We start from the raw sequence: 17595 nt of genomic DNA on the forward strand, positions 1-17595 counted from the left end.
TTCGACGCCAGCAGGCGGCGCCGGTGGACCCGAGACGAGGGCGATCGCACGCCGGTCGACGCGCCGTGGTTCCGTGCCAATAGCTGGCAAACTTTTATGAGAGATGGGATTGTTATCGCCGCTAGGCCTGCATCGATACCAAAACGATGCGGGTATCGGACAATGTCAGCACGCACCTACGTGGGCGCGATCGACCAGGGGACCACCGGCACGCGCTTCATGGTCTTCGACCACGGCGGTCAGGTCGTCGCGAACGCATACGAGACGCACGAACAGTACTATCCCGAACCGGGCTGGGTGGAACACGACGCGATGGAAATCTGGGAGACGACGAAGGACGTCGTCACGCAGGCGCTCGCGGACGCGGGCATCGAGGCCGACCAGCTCGAGGCGATCGGGGTGACGAACCAGCGCGAGACCACGCTGTTGTGGGACGCGGACTCTGGGTCGCCGGTCCACCGGGCGATCGTCTGGCAGGACCGCCGGACGACCGACCGGGTCGAGGAGCTGGAGGCAGCCGACAAGGTCGGCGACATCCGCGCGAAGACCGGGCTCGAGGCAGACGCCTACTTCTCGGCGACGAAGGCCGAGTGGCTCCTCGAGAACGCCGACCCGGTCAAGACCGAGCGCGCGCGGCCGGCAGACGTCCGCGAGCGGGCGGTCAACGGCGACGTCCTCTTCGGTACGATCGACTCGTGGCTGATCTACAATCTCACGGGCGAGCACATTACGGACGTCACGAACGCCTCCCGGACGATGCTGTTCAACATCCACGAGATGGAGTGGGACGACGACCTCCTGGAGGAGTTCGGCGTCCCGCGGGAGATGCTTCCGGAGGTCAGGCCCTCCAGCGACGAGGACACCTACGGGACGACCGATCCCGACGGGTTCCTCGGCGCCGAGGTGCCGGTCGCCGGCGCGCTCGGTGACCAGCAGGCCGCGCTGTTCGGGCAGACCTGCTTCGACGCCGGCGACGCGAAGAACACCTACGGCACGGGGAGTTTCTTCCTCATGAACACCGGCGACGAGGCCGTCGAGTCCGAGCACGGGCTGCTCACGACGATCGGGTTCCAGCGCTCCGGCGAGCCGGTCCAGTACGCCCTCGAAGGGTCGATCTTCATCACCGGCGCGGCGATCGAGTGGCTCGAGGACGTCGACCTGATCGAGGACGCCGCGGAGACGGAGTCCCTCGCACGCGAGGTCGACTCGACGGACGACGTCTACGTCGTCCCGGCGTTCACCGGACTCGGTGCGCCCCACTGGGACGGCCGAGCGCGGGGCACCATCGTCGGCATCACGCGCGGCACGCAGAAGGAGCACATCGTGCGCGCGACGCTGGAGTCCATCGCCTACCAGACCCGCGACGTCGCCGAGGCGATGGAGGCCGACAGCGGCATCGAGATGGGCACGCTGCGCGTCGACGGCGGCGCAGTCAAGAACAACTTCCTCTGTCAGCTCCAGGCGGACATCATGGACACCGAGATCGCGCGCCCGGAGGTTGACGAGACGACCGCGCTGGGCTCGGCCTACGCCGCCGGGCTCGCCGTCGGCTACTGGGACACCGTGGACAGTCTGCGGGACAACTGGCAGGTCGACCGCGAGTTCGCCGCGGAGATGGACGCCTCGACCGCCGATCGAATGTACGCCCGGTGGGAGGACGCCGTCGAGCGCTCCCTCGACTGGGCCCAGGACGGGGGTGAGTGAGCATGGCGATCGCGATGGCCGACGTGCTCCTCCAGGTCCCGATCCTCGACATGCCCTGGGAGCACTTCGCGGTGCTCGTCCTCGCTGCCGCAGCAGGCGGCGCGTTCGGCGCATCCATCGGCGCGCTCCCCTCCTTCGTCTTCACCGGGTTCGTCGTCCTGCTGGGCGAGGGGCTCGCTGCGCTGAGCGGTGAAGGAACCGAGTTCACGGAGCTCGGCGGCGCGAACCTCGCGTCGGGGGTCACCGGCACGATCGGGTTCGGTCCCGTCACCGGTCCCCACGTCGCCTTCGCCGGCGGCGTGGCGGCGACCGCCTACGCGGGCTGGCGCTACGGCGAGATGGAACCGGAGGACTGGGACTACCACTTCGGGAAGGACATCCTCTACGCGTTCGGGACGAAACCCGACATCCTCGCGGTCGGTGCGGTGTTCGGCGTCATGGGGATGCTCATCGCTCGCTTCTCCGGCGCGCTCGAACTCCCCGTCGACGGCATCGCACTCGCCGTATTCGCGACCGCGGTGATCGCACGGCCGGTGTTCGGCTACTCCGTCATCGGCAGCCCGCAAGGTGACGGCTACTTCGACATGGGGCCGTTCGATCGCGAGGAAGAACGCGGCGACGGCAGCGGTCGCCTCGCCGTCGAACCGTGGCTCCCACAGCAGTACAAGTGGTCCGGCGTCGCCGCGATCGGCCTCGTCGGCGGCGCGCTCGGCGGCTGGACCTGGATCATGACCGGCAGCGTCTTCATGGCCTACGGCATCTCCGCCGCAAGCCTGCTCTTCCTCAATCTCGGGATCGAGAAGTTCCCGGTCACCCACCACATCACGCTCGGTGGTTCGACGTTCGCCGTCGTCGCCGCCGCGAGCACCAACAGCGAGCTCACCGTCATGCTCGCCGCGATCGCCGGCGGGCTGATCGGCTCGCTGCTCGCGGAAGCCACCCAGCGCATCTTCTACGCACACGGCGGCACCCACGTCGACCCGCCCGCGATGTCGATCGTCATCTACACGGTCGGAATCGGCGTGCTCTACATGCTGGACATCCTGGAGAGCCCCGGCTATCTCGGCATCTGAGCGGGGCTTCTGCGACCGATTTTTTTCTCCCTGCGGACTACTTTACTTCGTTTGCTCACAGCACGTCGGAGACCCGGTGGATGCACTGGCTACTGCGGAACCCGGTAGTCGGTTCGGAGCGCGCCAGCCGGCTTCAGTCCAGCTTGCGGTAGTCCCGCGCCTCTTCCGCGCGCTCGACGACGTCCTCGAGCGTCGCCTTCGAAGAACTCGCGGAGACCGCGGCGTTGAGCGCGCCCTCGAGGATCGGCGCGTCGGCGATGACGACCGGCGTGTCGCCGTCGATCATCTCGATCGCGAGCTCGGCGTTCATCACGGCGCTGCCCAGATCGACGAGCACGACGACGCCGTCGGCCTCGTCCGCGTCGGTCGCCTCGGGCCCACGCCCGGCCGCTTCCAGGATCGCGGCCTCGATGTCGGGCGCGCTGGTGCCGATGCCGCCGTCGGGATCGCCGCCGACGGGGACGATCCGCGCGTCGCCGCCCATCTCCGTGGCGACTTCGGCGATGCCGCGCGCGGCCTGCTCACTGTGGGAGACGACCACGAGTCCGATCATGGAAGACCACCACCGAGCGATTCGAACTGCTCCATCAGTCGTCCTCCTCCGGGGACTCCTCGGGCACCGTCGGCGACGTCGCGTCGCGGTCGATCTCGCCGTCGAGGTACTCCGTAGCGACCGCCAGTACCGCCTCGAGACAGAACAGCGTCGACGTCGCGCCGGGGTCCTGGTGCCCCACGGATCGCCAGCCGAGGTAGGAGGCCCGGCCCTTCGACGCGCGGATCGGCGTGGTGAATTCGACGCCGCGTTCGGCGGCGTCGACGGCCTTCGCCAGTGCGGCGAGCGGCGGGAGGTCGTCCTGCTCGATCGACTTCTTGTACGTGTGAACCGCCGGCGTCAGCGCGTCGACCATCGTCTTGTCGCCGACGGAGGCACCGCCGCGGTCCTCGACCTTCGCGAGGTAGGCCTCCGCGAACGCGACGCTGGATTCGGCGTCGAGTCCGCCCTCGAGCTCCGTGCTCGCGCTCATGATCGAGCCGCCGTAGAGCGGGCCCGCCGCCCCGCCGACTTCCGAGACGAGCGTCCGGCCGACGAGCTTGACGAGCGTCGCCGGATCCTCGTCGTCGGCGTCCTCGACCGCCTCGACGGCGGCCTGCATCCCCCGATGGAGGTTCGCCCCGTGGTCGGCGTCACCGATCGCCGAGTCGAGCTCCGTCAGGTGGTCCTTCTCCGCCTCGATGCGGTCGGCGACCGCGTGAACGGCCGCGACGATCGCCTCGCGCTGGATCGACTCGTCGACCATACGTGGGGGTCGTTCGCAAGGTGCTTGGGTATTGCGCCGACCAGAGGGCAGGAAGCGATCACCGCAGGTCGCGAAGGACTCGCAGGCCGCGAACGACGACAGGCCGCTCACTCCAGGACGGTCATCGCGGGCGTGTCCGCCGGCGCGGCGAGCAGCTCCTTGCGCTCCTCGTCGAGGGCACAGACCGTGATCGAGCAGCCCTCCATGTCCAGGGAGGTCATGTAGTCGCCCACCCAGGCGTCCCAGACGTCGAGATCGTGTTCGTCCATCAGCTCGTCGACGCGGCGCTGGACGACGAACAGCTCGGAGAGCGGCGTGCCGCCCATGCCGTTGACGATCGTCACGACCTCCGTGCCGGCATCGAGCTCGAGGTCGTCGAGCACGGCCTCCGTGAGGTGGTCGGCGACGTCGTCGGCGGGCATCTGGTCGACCCGCTCGGTGCCGGGCTCGCCGTGGATGCCGATGCCGAGTTCGATCTCGTCCTCGCCGAGGTCGAAGGTGGGCTCGCCCTTCTCCGGCGTGGTGCAGGAGGTCAACGCGGTGCCCATCGTCCCCACGTTCTCGACGACGCCCTCGGCGTGCTCGACGATTTCGTCGAGGTCGTCCCCGCGGGCGGCGGCCGCCCCAGCGACCTTGTGGACGAGGATCGTCCCACAGACGCCCCGGCGGCCGCTCGTGTAGAGCGAGTCCTCGACCGCGACGTCGTCGTCGACGACGACCTGCCGAACGTCGACGTCGTCCATCTCCACCATCTCCGCGGCGGTGTCGAAGTTCATCACGTCGCCCTCGTAGTTCTTCACGACGCAGAGCACGCCCTCGCCGGCGTCGCAGGCCGCCACCATCTCCTCGAGCTGGTCGGCTGTGGGCGATGTGAAGATCTCGCCCGCGGCGGCGCCGTCGAGCATCCCCTCGCCGAGGTAGCCGGCGTGGGTCGGCTCGTGGCCACTGCCGCCGCCGGAGACGATACCGACCTTGCCGTCGACCGGCGCGTCCTCACGCACGAGCACCTCCGTCCCGTCGAGTCTGCGGAGCCTGTCCGGGTGTGCCGATACCATCCCCTCGAGCATCTCGTCGACCACGTCCGACGGATCGTTGATCAGTTTCTTCATGGCAGACGCTACCACGCCCCAGACAATAAATCGGTACATTCCCTTGGTGACAGTTCGATGGCGAGATTGGCGTCAGCGTTCAACGAACGACGGCGCCCGGCGGGATGACGAACAGTCCGGACGGCGGCATCGGCGACCCGCATCCTCATGAGGTCCGAGAGTGAATGACAGCCATGGACACGGCAAGCAACCACTCCCGTTGCCGAGGTGACACCCGATGGAACGCGTGGTGACCGTCGAGCAGGAGGCGGGGCTCCACGCCCGGCCCGCGTCGGTGTTCGTCGAGACAGCCAGCGAGTTCGACAGCGAGATCACCGTCGGGCGGGCCGAGAACGGAGCGTCGGCCGTCGACGCCGGGAGCATGCTCGCCGTCACCGGGCTTGGAATCGAACACGGCGACGAGGTGCGGCTGACGGCCGAGGGGCCGGACGCCGAGGCGGCTCTCGACGCCCTCGCGGACCTGCTCGCCCAGCCCGAGCCATGACGAGAACGCTCGAGGGCGTCGGCGCGACCCCGCTCTCCGGCGTCGGCACCGCCCACTGGTACGAGCCGTCGGTCCCCGAGTTCGACCGCGAGAGCGACGATCCCGAGCACGAGCGGGAACGGTTTGCGGGCGCACGCGACGTCGCCCGCGCCGCCATCGAGACGGAGCGCGAACGCGTCGCGGAGCGGGTCGGCGAGGAGGAAGCCGAGATTCTCGACGCGCACCGGCAGTTCCTCGACGACCCACAGATCGAGTCGGCCGTCGAGGCCGAGATCGATGGCGGCGCGACGGCGGAGGCCGCGGTGGAAGCGGCGTTCGCCGACCCGATCGAGCAGTACGAGGCCACGGGCGGCCGCGTCGCCGAGCGGGCCGACGACCTCCGGGACGTCCGCGACCGGCTACTCCGGACGCTGGCCGGCAGCGACGCCACCGACCGTGCGGCCGCCGATCTCGACGCGCTTCCCGCGGACACGATCCTCCTCGCCGAGCGGCTCGCTCCGAGCGACGCCGCCGCGCTCGATCCCGACCGAATCGCCGGGCTCGCGACCGTCGTCGGGGGCCGGACCGCCCACGCTGCGATCGTCGCGCGGGCGATCGGGCTCCCGGCCGTCGTCGGCGTCGGCGAGGCGCTCCGGAGCGTCGAGACGGGAACCACGCTCGTCGTCGACGGCGAGGCCGGGACCGTGATCGTCGATCCGGACGAGGAAACGCGGGCCGCCGCACGCGCCGAGCGTGAAGTAACCGTAATCGAAGAGCACGTCGAGACCGCCGACGGGACGCCGGTCGAGGTGGCCGCCAACGTCGGCCGCCCGGGCGAGCTCGCGGGAGCCACCGACGCCGGCGCGGACGGGATTGGGCTGTTCCGCACCGAGTTCCTCTTCCTCGATCGCCCAGGGCCGCCCGAGGAGGCCGAACAGCTCGAGACCTACCGCGAGGCGCTCCGTTCGTTCCCCGGCGAACGCATCGTCGTCAGGACCGCCGACGTCGGCGGCGACAAGCCGGTTCCCTACCTCGATCAACCGGACGAGGCGAACCCGTTCCTCGGCGATCGCGGGATCCGGCGCTCGCTGGGCGTCGACACCGAGCTGTTCGAGACGCAGCTCCGGGCGTTGCTCCGGGCGGCCGGAACGGCGAACGCGGCGGATGCTGCGGCCGGCGATCTCGCCGTCATGTTCCCGATGGTCGCGGACGTCGCCGAACTCGACGCCGCGCTCGAACGGGTCGACGCGGTCGCGCGGCGACTGGACGAGGAGGGCGAACCCCACGCCGTTCCCGAACTCGGCGTCATGGTCGAGACGCCGGCGGCGGCCCGGATGGCCCCGGAACTCGCCGAACGGGTCGACTTTCTCAGCGTCGGGACGAACGACCTCACGCAGTACGTGATGGCCGCCGACCGCGACAACGAGCGCGTCGCCGATCGCCACGATCCACTCCACCCGCCGGTGCTCCGGACGATCGCCGACGCGATCGAGGGCGGCAACGATCGCGACGCGTGGGTCGGGATGTGCGGCGAGATGGCGGGCGACCCCGCGCTGACGGAACTACTCCTCGGGCTCGGGCTCGACGAGTTCTCCGCGAGCGCCGTGACGATCCCGGCGGTGAAAGCGCGGATCCAGGAGACCGAGATCGACGCCGCCGAGTCACTCGCGCAGCGTGCACTCGCCGCGGAGACGCGCGAAGAAGTACGGTCGATACTCGACGGTGCGGACTGAGCGACGCGAACGGGACTATCGCCGCCCGACCTACTCCTGGAGCCGCTTCGTCGTCTCGATCAGCGGGTGGCGCGCGTAGTCGACGACCTCGATGTCGGCGATGTCCTCGAGCCCCTCCTGCCGGGCAGTCCGGAGCATGCCCAGCTCGACGAACTCGTCGACGACGATGACGTAGGCCTCCATCTGCTCGACGTCGAGCTGGTCGGCCGCCAGCACGCGATGGTGGCCGTCGGCGAGTAGCAGGGTGCCGCCGTCGTCGATGACCACCAGTGGCTCGGCGAGCCCGCGTTCGAGCTCGTAGCGTCGCCCCTCCAGTTCGTCGGCGTAGACCTTCCCCTGGGTGGGGATCAGCTCGTCGAGCGATACCTCCCGTCGCTCCTCCCGGAGTTCGAGGTCGTGGATCCCCTCGAGCGTCCGGCGGAGCTTCCCGACCTTCTCGGGGGTCGCACGCTCGATCTGGCTGCGGATCACGTCGGCGTGCGAGATGATCCCGACGAGCGTCCCGGCGTCGTCGACGACGGGGAGCTTCTGGATCCCCGAACGGAGGATCACCCGGGCGGCGTCGGTGATGTTCATCTCGGGATGGGCGACGAGGGTGTCGGTCGTCATCACCGTGAAGATCGGCGCGTCCGGGTCGGCCAGCAGGAGGTCCGAGGCGCTGACGAACCCCTCGACCTGCCGGCGCTGGGCGACCGGGAACCCGCTGTGGTCGGTCGACTCGACGATCCGTCGCGAGACGGCCTCGACGGTCTCCTCGGGATCGACCGTATCGACGTCTTTCGTCATGTAGGCGGCGACGCGAGCGTTGGGAGCGCCCTCCGCGACGGTCATGGACGAACGGACGGTCGGCGGCGGCAAAAGGGTTCCCTGCCCGCGCGTTCCCGGCGCCTCAGTCCCTCGCGGGCCCCTCGGCGTCCCCGGCATCCTCGGCAGCCCCGCCCTCCACGTCGCGATCCTCCCGGTCGACGCTCCGGCCGAACTCGTCCCGAGGCGCACGACGATCTTCCTCGCCGACACGCGAGACGCCCCCGCGGAGCTCCGGCAGGAAAGAGAGCCCGTCTCCGGCGAGCGCGTAGCCGCCTCCGGGCGAGGACCGGTCCGTCTCGAGGGCCTCGACGAAGGCGTTCGTCAAGACCTCCTCGACGATCGTGATCGGATCCTCCTCGTCGGGTTCGACGAGCATCCCCACGGGGAGCTGCGCGCCGGCCATGTCGGCGTGCCCGCCGGCGCTCCCGAGCTGTCCGTACGCCGCCCGGAGCGTCTCGCCGAGGTCGAGGTCGGTCGCGCGTGCCCTGCCGGAGACGTAGACGGTGTCCTCGATGACGCCGAAGACGAGCGTCGTGGTGACGTCCTCGAGGTCGAGCAGGAGGTCCGCAGCCTGCGCGAGCGCGTCGCGATCGTTGAGTTCGCCGACGCAGGCCGTGAGCGCGGTCCCGTGTCGCTTCCGCCGGTCGATCGCCCGCGCGAGGACGTCCATCGTCTCGCCGCTGAGACTCGGCGATTCGACGCGTTCGAGGACGCTCTCGTCGACGCGGGGGAGGAGCCGCGCGGCGGCCTCGAAGTCCGCGACGGCGACCTCCCGCGTGAAGTCGTCCGTGTCGACGCGAAGACCGTAGAGCAGCGCCGTCGCGACCTGCTCGGTCAGCTCGAGGCCGAGTCGGTCGAAGTACTCCGAGAGCAGCGTGCTCGTCGCGCCGACGCTGCTGCGCAGATCGACGAAGCCGGCCTCGTCGGGGCCGTGCGTCGGGTGGTGGTCGATCACCACGTCGACGGGCGTGTCGTCGGGTAGCTGGTCGTTGACGCCCGGGCGCGCGTGATCGACCAGCGCGATCCCCCCGTACTCCTCGAGCTCCGCGGGATCGTCGATCGTGCGCAGGTCGAGGTCGAGGAGGTTGACCAGCGCGCGGTTCTCCTGGTGTGCGATCGTCCCGAAGTAACAGGCCTCGGCCGCGACGCCCACGCCCGCCGCGATCTCGACGAGGGCGACGGCGCTCGCGATGGCGTCGGGATCGGGGTTGTCGTGGGCGAGGACGGCGATGGGCTCCTCGGCGTTCCGGAGCGCTGCCCGGAGCCGGAGCGATCGGTCGCCACCCGGCGACGCGACGTACTCCAGCACCCGGTCGGCGACGACGCCGGCGGGGTCCGTCGTGCCCGCGGCAGCCGCGAGTTCGCCGCCCTCGCGCTGGACGCCCGGCTGGGAGAGCAGTCTGGCGTCGGGGAACACCTCACGTGCGGCGACGGCGATCCGGGAGGTCTCGTCGGCGTCGCCGGTCGCGACGACGACGCTCTCCGGATCGGCGTCGAGCGACCGGAGCGTCTCGGGATCCGTCGGATCCGCCTCGACGACCGGCACGTCGCGCTCCGTGAGCCACTCGGCCTCGTCCCCGTCGTCCACGACGACGAGGAGGTCGCCAGCGGCTGCGAGACGCGCCAGCAGCACCCGGTACTCCGGCCCACACCCGAGCACCACCCGGGTCGGCATATCATGGGCTACTCGCCCACCGCGGGAAAAAGGTACGCTCTCCCGCCAGGACGCCGGCGTCGGGATCGGTCGTCGACCGCGATCGCGCACCCGATCTCGGCGGCGCCTCAGACGTCTCCGCGCAGACACTGGAAGATACGCTGGCTGAACTCGGGGACGTCCATCCCGTCGGAGGGGCCGATTCCCTCCATGTGGTCGATCGAGAGCTGGCCGCCGCCCATCCGCGCGTGGCCGCCGGCGCTGGCCATCGGGACCTCCGCGACGGCCGTCTCGAGCGCCTCGCCCATGTGGACGCGGTCGTCACGGGATCGGCCGGAGACGTGCAACACGCCGTCGCGTTCGCCCATCACGACGACGGCGCCGACGCCCTCGAGGCGGACGAGCTCGTCCGCCGACTGGGGGATCGTGTCCGCGTCGTTGATCTCGCCGACGTGACTCACCGCGAAGGAGCCGTCGACGGTGCGGTTCTGGATCGCGCGGGCCTTGACCTCCAGCGTCTCCGCGGTGACCTCGGGGTTGGCGATGCGCTCGAGCCGGTCGCTGTCGATCGCGGGGAAGAGATAGGAACACGCGTCGAACTCTGCCTGGGTACAGCCCTCCGTGAGCCGGTTCGTGTCCGACTGCAGCCCGAAGACCAGCCCCGTCGCCAGCGGCGAGTCGAGCGCGAGACCTTCGCCCTCCGGCGCGGGGTCGTCCGGACCGTACCGGTCGGCGCCGAGCTGATCGAAGTAATCCGCGACGATGCTCGCACAGGACCCGCGCTCGGGGCGAACGTCGGTGAACTTCGTCCCGACGCCGTTGCCGGGGTGGTGATCGACGACGGCGATCGGCTCGATGCCTTCCGCGCCAGGGAACCCCCGGGGGACGTTGTGGTCGACCAGCACGACGTCGTCGCAGGCGACGTCGGCCTTCGACTCGATTTGCTCGGCCTCGAACTCGAGGACGGTCCGGAACGCACGGTTCTCCTGGTGGCGGATCTGCCCAGCGTACTGGATCGTCGGCTCGACGCCAGCGGCCTCGGCGATCTGCGCCGCGCCCATCGCACACGCCATCGCGTCCGGATCCGGGTTCGGGTGGGTCAGGATGGCGACCTCGTCGCTCCCGGCCAGTGCCTTCTGGAACCGTTCGCCGGGCGTCCGGCGGAGTCGGAGAAACGTCCACGCCGTTCCGCCGATCACGAGGAGGAGACCGACGACGATGGCCGCGAGGAGGAGCGGGTCGGTGCCGGTCAGCGTGTCGATCTGCCCGACGACGCCGTCGGCGGGGACGCCCTGCATATACTCCTCCGAGAGAGCCAATGAACTAAACCGTTGCCCCAGATTCGATCGGTGACCTGGCGAAGTATCTGGCCGCAAAAACGTCTATTTCTGCGCTATCGAGACCGATACGCTTCGATCGCCGCCCGGTATCCCTCCCGGAACGTGGGAAACGAAAACTCGTAGCCGAGCTCCCGGAGCAGCTCGTTCGAGCAGCGCTTGCTCGTGCGCAGTCGACGTTCTGCCGGGGCGGAGAGGTCACCTGCCGCCAGCCGCTGCTCGATCGTCCGCTTTTCGGGCGCCGCCTCGCCGCACTGCTCGGCCAGCCAGTCCGCGAACGCCCACTTCGCGACCGGCTCGTCGTCGACGGCCAGTAGCGCGTCGCCGGGAAGCGTCCCGAAGGACTCGGCGGCGCGCTCCAGCACGAACTGCACGACGCCGGCCGCGTCGTCGCGATGGAGCATGTTCAGGTAGCCCTCCGTCACCGGCCCCTCGACGTATCGCTCCAGACGGTAGCGATCCGGGCCGTACAGGCCGGCGAAGCGGACGACCGTGCCGTCGATGCCGTGCTCGCCAGCGACTTCGGTCGCGACCCGTTCGGCCTCGGCCAGCACCACGGTCTTCTCCGTCGTCGGATCGATCGGCGTCGTCTCGTCAACCCAGTCGCCATCGTGGTCACCGTAGACGCCAGTGCTGGAGGTGTAGACGAGCTGGTCGGGGGGATCGTCCCGACCAGCGAACTGCTCGATCGCCGTCTCGAGCCCCTCGACGTACACCTCGCGTGCGGCCTCCGCGCCGCGGCCGCCGGAGCTCGCCGCGAAGACGACGGCGTCGACGTCGGGGACGGCCGCGAGCGCTTCGGGATCGGTCACGTCGGCCTGCACCGCCTCGAAGCCGGCTCGATCGATCGCCGTCACGCCGTCTGCGGACCGACGGACGCCGACGGCCTCGTGGCCCGCCGCCGTCAGCTGGCGGCCGAGTTCGAGGCCGACGTAGCCACAGCCCAGGATCGCGACCTGCATGGTTCGAAGATACACGCCAGCGTGGAAAACCGCGACGATCGACGGGCCGGCGGCCCGTCAGTGGCAGCTCCGTTGAGTTACCGCCGGCTCGCGACGAAGTGTTCGATCCGCGCGAACTCCGCGAGCGTCACCGGCGCCCGGCGTTCGAGGCGCTGCTGGATCCCCTTGCCGGAGCTGTCGCCCTCGTACTCCGCGGCGATCGTGTCGACGTCAAGCACCGCCATCGACATGCCGAGCAGGAGGTGGTCGGTCGCCTCGGCGTGGATCGTCGCCGCGTCGAGCGCCGAATCGAGCGCCTGGATCGCGGCGGCGTCCTCGAGGTAGAGCTCCGGCGCGTCGCCGTCCACCAGCGAGTGGAGCGTCTCGGTCTCGATCCCGGTCTCGGTAGCGACCGCCTCGACGCCGTGCTCCTCGACGATCGCTGCGAGTTCGCCGCGGTACTCGTCGGCGAGCGCCTCGGCCGTCGGTTCGTCGACCGAGGTTCGCTCCTCGTGTAACATTGCGGCTGAGTTCCTCGTGTGCGGGCAAGTGCCTTTCCCAGTCGGTCGCACGCTACTCCCACCCGTCGGACGTCTGTTTGAACCCGGTGTTCCCGTTGCCGACCCCACCGCCGCTGGGCGGGACAACGACCGCGACCGTCGTGGAAGCCTCGAATGATATCCGACTCGCGTTACCCAGCAGCTCCGGCGATCCGTCGCCGGTCACGTCGACGGCGACCGGCTGGCCGTCGCGGACGTAGCTGACGTGGCCGCCACCGCTGGGGCCACCCTGGGCGGCGCGGACGGAGAACCCGGCGTAGGTGCCGGCGACCTCCACGCGCCAGACGTTGCCAGTCGCGGCCCACCAGCCGGGGAAGGGGACGAGCGGAATCCCCCGCATGCCGATCACCGGAGCGCGACCGAAGCGATCGGCGAGACGCTGTTTCACGGAGTCCGCCGCTGCTTCGGTCTTCGTGGCGATCGCGTCCTCCGCGATCGTCTTCGCGCGATCGGTGACGGACTCGACGACGGAGAGTTTCACCTGGGCCGCGTCGTCGCCCAGGCGCGCCGTGACGCGCTCGCGGACCACCATCTCGGCGCGATCGGCCGTGACGTTGCTGACGTCCTCGTGGTGCGCAGCCTTCTCGCCGATGGCCGTCAGCGCCGAGCCGTCGTCGTAGGCCAGCGCCCGCTCGGCCGGCCCGCCGAACTGGACGGTCGCGGCGTCGACGATTCCCGCTGCGTCGTCCTCGGAGAGCCCAGTTTCGGATCGCAGCGCCTCGACCGCGGCCTCGTCGACGGCGTCGACGCCGTTGCGAATCTTCTCGCGAAGCTGCTCCCGTTTCGCCACGAAGCCGGTGCTCCCCGCGGCGGAACCGGGGATCGCGTTCGCGCCGTCGAGGGATCGCGCCGCCATCGCGAGTGGAACCCGCTTCGTCGGCGAGTCGAAGAGGTTCACCGCGATTCCTGCGAACTTCGAGGCCATGTCGTCGGTCGGGAGCGAGTCGACGGTCGTCGTCTTCGCCGCGAGCGGGTAGTAGGATCCGTTCTCGTCGGTCGGCGGGGGCACCGCCGTCCCGTTGACCTCGTCGAGGTCGAGGTAGCCGGGGTCGGCGTCGACGGTGAGATCCAGGGCCGGTGCCGGCGCCTCGGTGTCGAGCGTCGCGGGCTCGGGGCGCGCGTAGTTCAGCCCCGTCTCGAGCAGGGTGTTCAACCCGACGCTCGGCAACGTGGAGAGCTGGTCGACCTTGTCCTGGATAGCGCTCTGGGTTCCGTCCATCCCCAGCGAGCGCGCTTTCAGTCGCTGAAGGACACGTTCGAAGTAGACGTTGCGGGCTGCGACGGCTGCCCGCTGGTCGAGGTCGTCGTACGTCGTCGGGACGTTTCGATAGCTGTCGCCCTCGGCCTTCAGTTTCCCGCGAAGCTCGGCGCTGGGGTCGGCGTCCGTCGTCAACATCGCGAGCTCCGTCGTCGTCTGCACGTCTCGGAGCTCGTCGCGGAGCGTGGCGAGGTGCTCGTAGACGGTGTCGGACTCGTCGGCAAGGTCGTCGGGCGAGACGACGCTGGATCGGGCGATCGATTCGTCGGTCGCGACGGAGCGAGCGATCGCGTCGACGCCGCCGGCGTCGTCGACCAGCGCCGTCTCGGCTTTCTCGGCGAGGCTTTCGTAGCGCCAGCCGTCGGTATCGGGCGCCAGTGCGGAGGGGATCCACTCGCGATCCAGCGGCTGGTGCTCGAGGGCGATTCCGACGTCGACCGGTCGGCGGAACGTGACCTGGCCGTACCGGACGCTGTCGTTCACCACGTTTCGGTACTTCGCGGTCGCCGTCTCCTCGATCACGACGGTCCGGCGCTCCGTCAGCGTCCGCGACCAGCCGTACGTCTCGCTGGGGAGCGAGCCGTCGCCGGGACCGACGTCGACGGCCTCGACCGATTCGGTCCCGATCGTCTCGACGCGCATCCAGTCGCCAGCGGTCGAGAGCGCCTGCTCGTGCAGTTCGCGCTCGCCGACCGACTTCGTGGTCTCCAGTTCGGCCTCGAGCGAGATGCCGGTCCGGACGATCGTCTCGAGGGGGTACGCCCAGGGACGCTCCGCGTCGTGAGGGACGACGCCGCCCTCTGCGGTCGATCCCTCGTCGATGAGGTCCGCGAGTGCGGCGTCGGCGGTTCCGTTGACGCCGACGACGGTCGTCCTGGTCGGCGGGGAGGCGACGTCGCCGAAGGTCGGATCGTCCTGGTTCGGCCCGGGCAACGCGGCGTCGAGGAACCCGCCGGCCTGGACGCCGATGGTCTCGTTTGCGACCACCTGCGCCGTCGCGGCAGCCAGCCCCTGCTCGGCCTGTTGGTTCGAGTTCCCGAACGTCGATCGCTGGGCGTCGAGCACGGCGAGGTTCGTCACGAGTTCGACGTGGCGGTTGGCGATCACGTCGTCGATGGGTAGCCCCGAGTACTGGCCGTAGCCGCGGGTCCAGCCGAGGCCGTAGAGCCCGCCGGTCAGCCCGCGGCTCAGACTGCCGGGCTCGAGCGTCTCGCCGTTGAGTCGCTCCTGGAAGGTCGTCGTCCGGTCGTGGAGCGTCAGCGTGGGGGTCGTCACGTTCGCCGTAATCGTCCGATAGCGGGTGTCGACGAGGTGGCCGTCGCGAGTGATCTCGATCGGCACCCCGGTGACCTCGACCGCGACGATCCCGCGGCTGGTCGCCTCGACGGACACCCGGTCCATCGCCGCTTCGGCGCTGTCGGCGTCGGTGATCGGCGTGAGATTCACCGTCGCGCGTGCGTCGGCGACTCGCTGGCCGTCACCCCGGAGCGCTTCGCGGAACTGGATCGCGATCAGCAACTCGAGGTAGGAGCGGTAGGGGCGATCCCCATCGAGCAGCGACCCGAACTCGGTGTCGGCGGGCGCAACGACGGGATTGGCTGCCGCCGTCGCACCGGCGTCTCGCGTCGCGTCGCGCAGGGCCGTCTCCGCAACCGACTCCGCGCGATCGCCAGCCAGCGCGGCGTCGCGATCGACCCGGCCGCCGTCGAAGGAGACCGTCGCGATGGCGACCGAACCCAGCAACAACAGGACGCCGACGAGCGCGAACGGCACCCGACCGCGCTCGTCGTCGGCCAGTCTCACGGCGACCACGTCCTGATAGACACGGAAACGGTGGTCGGCGCGGCCCGGTTCGCAGCTGCCGCAGTGTCCGCGTACCCCTCACAGGCGGTCGGCTCGATCCGGTCGGTCAGCGCCTGGACGAGCAGCGAGTTTCGCGTCCGCGCGCCAGCGTCGTCGGGGACGATCCCGGCGTCGAGGCCGGCGGCGGAGCCGGCCGTCGCGTAGCGTTGCTCCGTCGCAGCGGTCACGTCGCCGCCGGCGAGCAGTGCGGCGTCCGTTCGCTCCGGCGGGAAGACGGCACCGATCGTACGGACCGCGATCGAGCGAGCAAGCGTGTCGCACCCGCCCTCGGCGGCGATCGTCTGCAGCGTGGCTCGGGATTCGCCAGCGATCGACGACGCGTTCTCGCCACCGGCGTCACCGTCCGAGACGGGCAGCGTCCAGTTCGGCGTCGCCGGGGCGGTGCCGGGTGCCGCGTCGATCGGAACGGCAACGGTCGCGGCGTGGACGTCGGCGTCGTCGGGCGGAGACGGGCCGACGACGAGCCCGCCACGGAGCCCGGAGCCAGGCAGTGGCCGCCAGTGAGTCCGCACCTGGATCTCGACGTCGCCGTCAAAGCTGGCGATCGCTAGCCGCGTTACCTCCCTGACGGCGGCCTCGTGGTTCGGCGCCCGCGAGAACGGTTCGCCGTCGAAGTCGGCGTTCGCGACCGTCGTCTCCGCGAGCAGCTCCGCGACCGTTCCGCGGTCGGTTCTGGTCGCACCACCGTCACCGGCGTCGCCGTCCGGCGCAGGCGCGTACTCGATCGTCGCCGTCGTGGTCGCGAGCGTTGTCGTCGAGGTGGCAGCGACGTCCGAGTCGCTCTCCGGAGCGGTGCCGGACTGCGGTACGGTGTAGAGCAGGCCGATCGCGGCGCTGACGAGCAGCAGGAACACGGCCGCGTCGAGGACCGTGCTGACGGCGCGATCGACGCTGGGAGCGGAGCCGAACTTCCGGAGACGATCGCGGGTCACGATTCCCACACCCACAGGGTCAGATTGCCAGCCACCTGCCAGCTCGGCGCGATCTGCACGGTCACCGGCCTGCTTGCGACGTCCGCGTCGGGCGGCGGCGTCGGGCCGCTGGCGTCCGTCGTGTTGCGATAGGCCAGTTCGATCCTGCCGGCCTCACCCGGTCGCGTGAACTGCTCGGGAGCGAGATCGGCATCGTTGGCGACCACGCCGTCGGGGGCGAGTTTCGCGGTCACCTGCGCCATCGTCGCCTCCGCGTCGGTCGGGTCGGTGCTGGGCGACCGGTCCGCAGCGACGCCTGCGTACATCGCGAGCCCCATTCCGATGGCGAGGACGGCGACGATCGCCGCGATCGGCTCCGCCTGGCCGCGGCGATCGCGGACCCAGGCAGTGGCCCTACGCCGTAACGAGCAGGACATTCTCTCCCCCGTAGCTGCATTTCCGGACGATAAGTTCGTCGCCGACCGGTTCGACGATTCGCTGTGCTTCCCGCGCCGCCTCGATCGCGTCGGCGAACGCCTCGACCGACTCGAACACGTCGGCTGGCGACGCCCCCATCGCGACGCGGCGTAGCTTCGTGTCGCGCTGGGCGGGCGTCATCCGTCCGTGATCGATCGTCGCCGTCTCGACGGTATCGCCCTCGATCACGAGCCGGTACTCGCCGACGCGAATCCGATCGGCGTCGATCGGGTGGGTCGCGCTCGCGGGGACGCGACTCGCCGCGACCTCTTCAATCGTCTCCGCGGCGGCCGTCGCCGTCGAGGGCGGTTCCGGCGTCGCGACGACGGCCACGCCGAGTACCGCCAGCGAGACCATCGAGACGCCGATCCAGACGTACCAGGCGTCGATCGGGGGACCGAGCATGG

The 17595-nt window shown here is 70.2% G+C and carries 16 protein-coding genes; 4 read left to right on the top strand and 12 right to left on the bottom strand.

Annotation, left to right across the window (positions count from 1 at the left end):
- The first annotated feature begins 162 nt into the window (after window positions 1-162).
- Window positions 163-1704, top strand: a complete 1542-nt coding sequence (gene glpK, locus ACZ5KP_RS05360) for a glycerol kinase GlpK (RefSeq protein WP_460920692.1) — start codon at window positions 163-165, stop codon at window positions 1702-1704.
- Window positions 1705-1718: 14 nt separating this feature from the next.
- Window positions 1719-2777 carry a DUF7973 family transport facilitator gene (locus tag ACZ5KP_RS05365; protein WP_460921130.1) on the top strand — a complete coding sequence of 353 codons (1059 nt, stop codon included), beginning with the start codon at window positions 1719-1721 and terminating at the stop codon, window positions 2775-2777.
- Between the two features lie 133 nt (window positions 2778-2910).
- On the opposite strand, the gene dhaM is transcribed toward ACZ5KP_RS05365, so the two are convergent.
- From dhaM to dhaK, 3 genes are all read right to left on the bottom strand, one after another.
- A complete protein-coding gene (gene dhaM / locus ACZ5KP_RS05370; RefSeq protein WP_460920694.1) occupies window positions 2911-3330 on the bottom strand; it encodes a dihydroxyacetone kinase phosphoryl donor subunit DhaM in 420 nt (139 codons plus the stop codon).
- 34 nt (window positions 3331-3364) lie between these two features.
- Complete coding sequence (dhaL, locus tag ACZ5KP_RS05375) at window positions 3365-4075, bottom strand: dihydroxyacetone kinase subunit DhaL (RefSeq protein ID WP_460920696.1); 711 nt, start codon at window positions 4073-4075, stop codon at window positions 3365-3367.
- Window positions 4076-4182: 107 nt separating this feature from the next.
- Window positions 4183-5184, bottom strand: a complete 1002-nt coding sequence (gene dhaK / locus ACZ5KP_RS05380) for a dihydroxyacetone kinase subunit DhaK (RefSeq protein WP_460920698.1) — start codon at window positions 5182-5184, stop codon at window positions 4183-4185.
- 217 nt (window positions 5185-5401) lie between these two features.
- Here dhaK and ACZ5KP_RS05385 point away from each other — a divergent pair, with 217 nt between their 5' ends.
- Together ACZ5KP_RS05385 and ptsP are read left to right on the top strand one after the other, a co-directional pair.
- Window positions 5402-5668: an HPr family phosphocarrier protein gene (locus ACZ5KP_RS05385; RefSeq protein WP_460920700.1), complete on the top strand. Its 267-nt coding sequence runs from the start codon at window positions 5402-5404 to the stop codon at window positions 5666-5668.
- Entirely contained in the window at window positions 5665-7380 is a 1716-nt protein-coding gene (gene ptsP, locus ACZ5KP_RS05390; RefSeq protein WP_460920702.1) for a phosphoenolpyruvate--protein phosphotransferase, read from the top strand. Before ACZ5KP_RS05385 ends, ptsP begins: the two co-directional genes overlap by 4 nt.
- Before the next feature lie 30 nt (window positions 7381-7410).
- Here ptsP and ACZ5KP_RS05395 read toward each other — a convergent pair whose 3' ends face one another.
- The 9 genes from ACZ5KP_RS05395 to ACZ5KP_RS05435 form a co-directional block, all read right to left on the bottom strand.
- Window positions 7411-8211 carry a CBS domain-containing protein gene (locus ACZ5KP_RS05395; protein ID WP_460920704.1) on the bottom strand — a complete coding sequence of 267 codons (801 nt, stop codon included), beginning with the start codon at window positions 8209-8211 and terminating at the stop codon, window positions 7411-7413.
- Between the two features lie 58 nt (window positions 8212-8269).
- Entirely contained in the window at window positions 8270-9862 is a 1593-nt protein-coding gene (locus tag ACZ5KP_RS05400) for a DHH family phosphoesterase (protein WP_460920706.1), read from the bottom strand.
- A gap of 107 nt (window positions 9863-9969) precedes the next feature.
- Window positions 9970-11139: a DHH family phosphoesterase gene (locus ACZ5KP_RS05405; protein ID WP_460920708.1), complete on the bottom strand. Its 1170-nt coding sequence runs from the start codon at window positions 11137-11139 to the stop codon at window positions 9970-9972.
- 95 nt (window positions 11140-11234) lie between these two features.
- A complete protein-coding gene (locus ACZ5KP_RS05410; protein ID WP_460920709.1) occupies window positions 11235-12140 on the bottom strand; it encodes an SDR family oxidoreductase in 906 nt (301 codons plus the stop codon).
- 77 nt (window positions 12141-12217) lie between these two features.
- On the bottom strand, window positions 12218-12640 hold the full coding sequence (locus ACZ5KP_RS05415) for a DUF5791 family protein (RefSeq protein ID WP_460920710.1): 423 nt from the start codon (window positions 12638-12640) through the stop codon (window positions 12218-12220).
- 52 nt (window positions 12641-12692) lie between these two features.
- Entirely contained in the window at window positions 12693-15740 is a 3048-nt protein-coding gene (locus tag ACZ5KP_RS05420; RefSeq protein ID WP_460920712.1) for a DUF7286 family protein, read from the bottom strand.
- Window positions 15737-16732, bottom strand: a complete 996-nt coding sequence (locus ACZ5KP_RS05425; protein ID WP_460920714.1) for a DUF7284 family protein — start codon at window positions 16730-16732, stop codon at window positions 15737-15739. Before ACZ5KP_RS05425 ends, ACZ5KP_RS05420 begins: the two co-directional genes overlap by 4 nt.
- Complete coding sequence (locus ACZ5KP_RS05430) at window positions 16729-17148, bottom strand: DUF7285 family protein (protein WP_460920716.1); 420 nt, start codon at window positions 17146-17148, stop codon at window positions 16729-16731. The genes ACZ5KP_RS05425 and ACZ5KP_RS05430 overlap by 4 nt, the downstream gene beginning before the upstream one ends.
- Window positions 17126-17593: a DUF7283 family protein gene (locus ACZ5KP_RS05435; protein WP_460920718.1), complete on the bottom strand. Its 468-nt coding sequence runs from the start codon at window positions 17591-17593 to the stop codon at window positions 17126-17128. The genes ACZ5KP_RS05430 and ACZ5KP_RS05435 overlap by 23 nt, the downstream gene beginning before the upstream one ends.
- Window positions 17594-17595: the final 2 nt, after the last annotated feature.

It is taken from the genome of Salinarchaeum chitinilyticum (assembly GCF_055390775.1).

Excerpts from the sequence above, each read along its gene's own strand:
- glpK (WP_460920692.1), top strand. The coding sequence starts at position 163 with ATGTCAGCACGCACCTACGTGGGCGCGATCGACCAGGGGACCACCGGC.
- ACZ5KP_RS05365 (WP_460921130.1), top strand. The coding sequence starts at position 1,719 with ATGGCCGACGTGCTCCTCCAGGTCCCGATCCTCGACATGCCCTGGGAG.
- dhaM (WP_460920694.1), bottom strand. The coding sequence starts at position 3,330 with ATGATCGGACTCGTGGTCGTCTCCCACAGTGAGCAGGCCGCGCGCGGC.
- dhaL (WP_460920696.1), bottom strand. The coding sequence starts at position 4,075 with ATGGTCGACGAGTCGATCCAGCGCGAGGCGATCGTCGCGGCCGTTCAC.
- dhaK (WP_460920698.1), bottom strand. The coding sequence starts at position 5,184 with ATGAAGAAACTGATCAACGATCCGTCGGACGTGGTCGACGAGATGCTC.
- ACZ5KP_RS05385 (WP_460920700.1), top strand. The coding sequence starts at position 5,402 with ATGGAACGCGTGGTGACCGTCGAGCAGGAGGCGGGGCTCCACGCCCGG.
- ptsP (WP_460920702.1), top strand. The coding sequence starts at position 5,665 with ATGACGAGAACGCTCGAGGGCGTCGGCGCGACCCCGCTCTCCGGCGTC.
- ACZ5KP_RS05395 (WP_460920704.1), bottom strand. The coding sequence starts at position 8,211 with ATGACCGTCGCGGAGGGCGCTCCCAACGCTCGCGTCGCCGCCTACATG.
- ACZ5KP_RS05400 (WP_460920706.1), bottom strand. The coding sequence starts at position 9,862 with ATGCCGACCCGGGTGGTGCTCGGGTGTGGGCCGGAGTACCGGGTGCTG.
- ACZ5KP_RS05405 (WP_460920708.1), bottom strand. The coding sequence starts at position 11,139 with ATGCAGGGCGTCCCCGCCGACGGCGTCGTCGGGCAGATCGACACGCTG.
- ACZ5KP_RS05410 (WP_460920709.1), bottom strand. The coding sequence starts at position 12,140 with ATGCAGGTCGCGATCCTGGGCTGTGGCTACGTCGGCCTCGAACTCGGC.
- ACZ5KP_RS05415 (WP_460920710.1), bottom strand. The coding sequence starts at position 12,640 with ATGTTACACGAGGAGCGAACCTCGGTCGACGAACCGACGGCCGAGGCG.
- ACZ5KP_RS05430 (WP_460920716.1), bottom strand. The coding sequence starts at position 17,148 with ATGTCCTGCTCGTTACGGCGTAGGGCCACTGCCTGGGTCCGCGATCGC.
- ACZ5KP_RS05435 (WP_460920718.1), bottom strand. The coding sequence starts at position 17,593 with ATGCTCGGTCCCCCGATCGACGCCTGGTACGTCTGGATCGGCGTCTCG.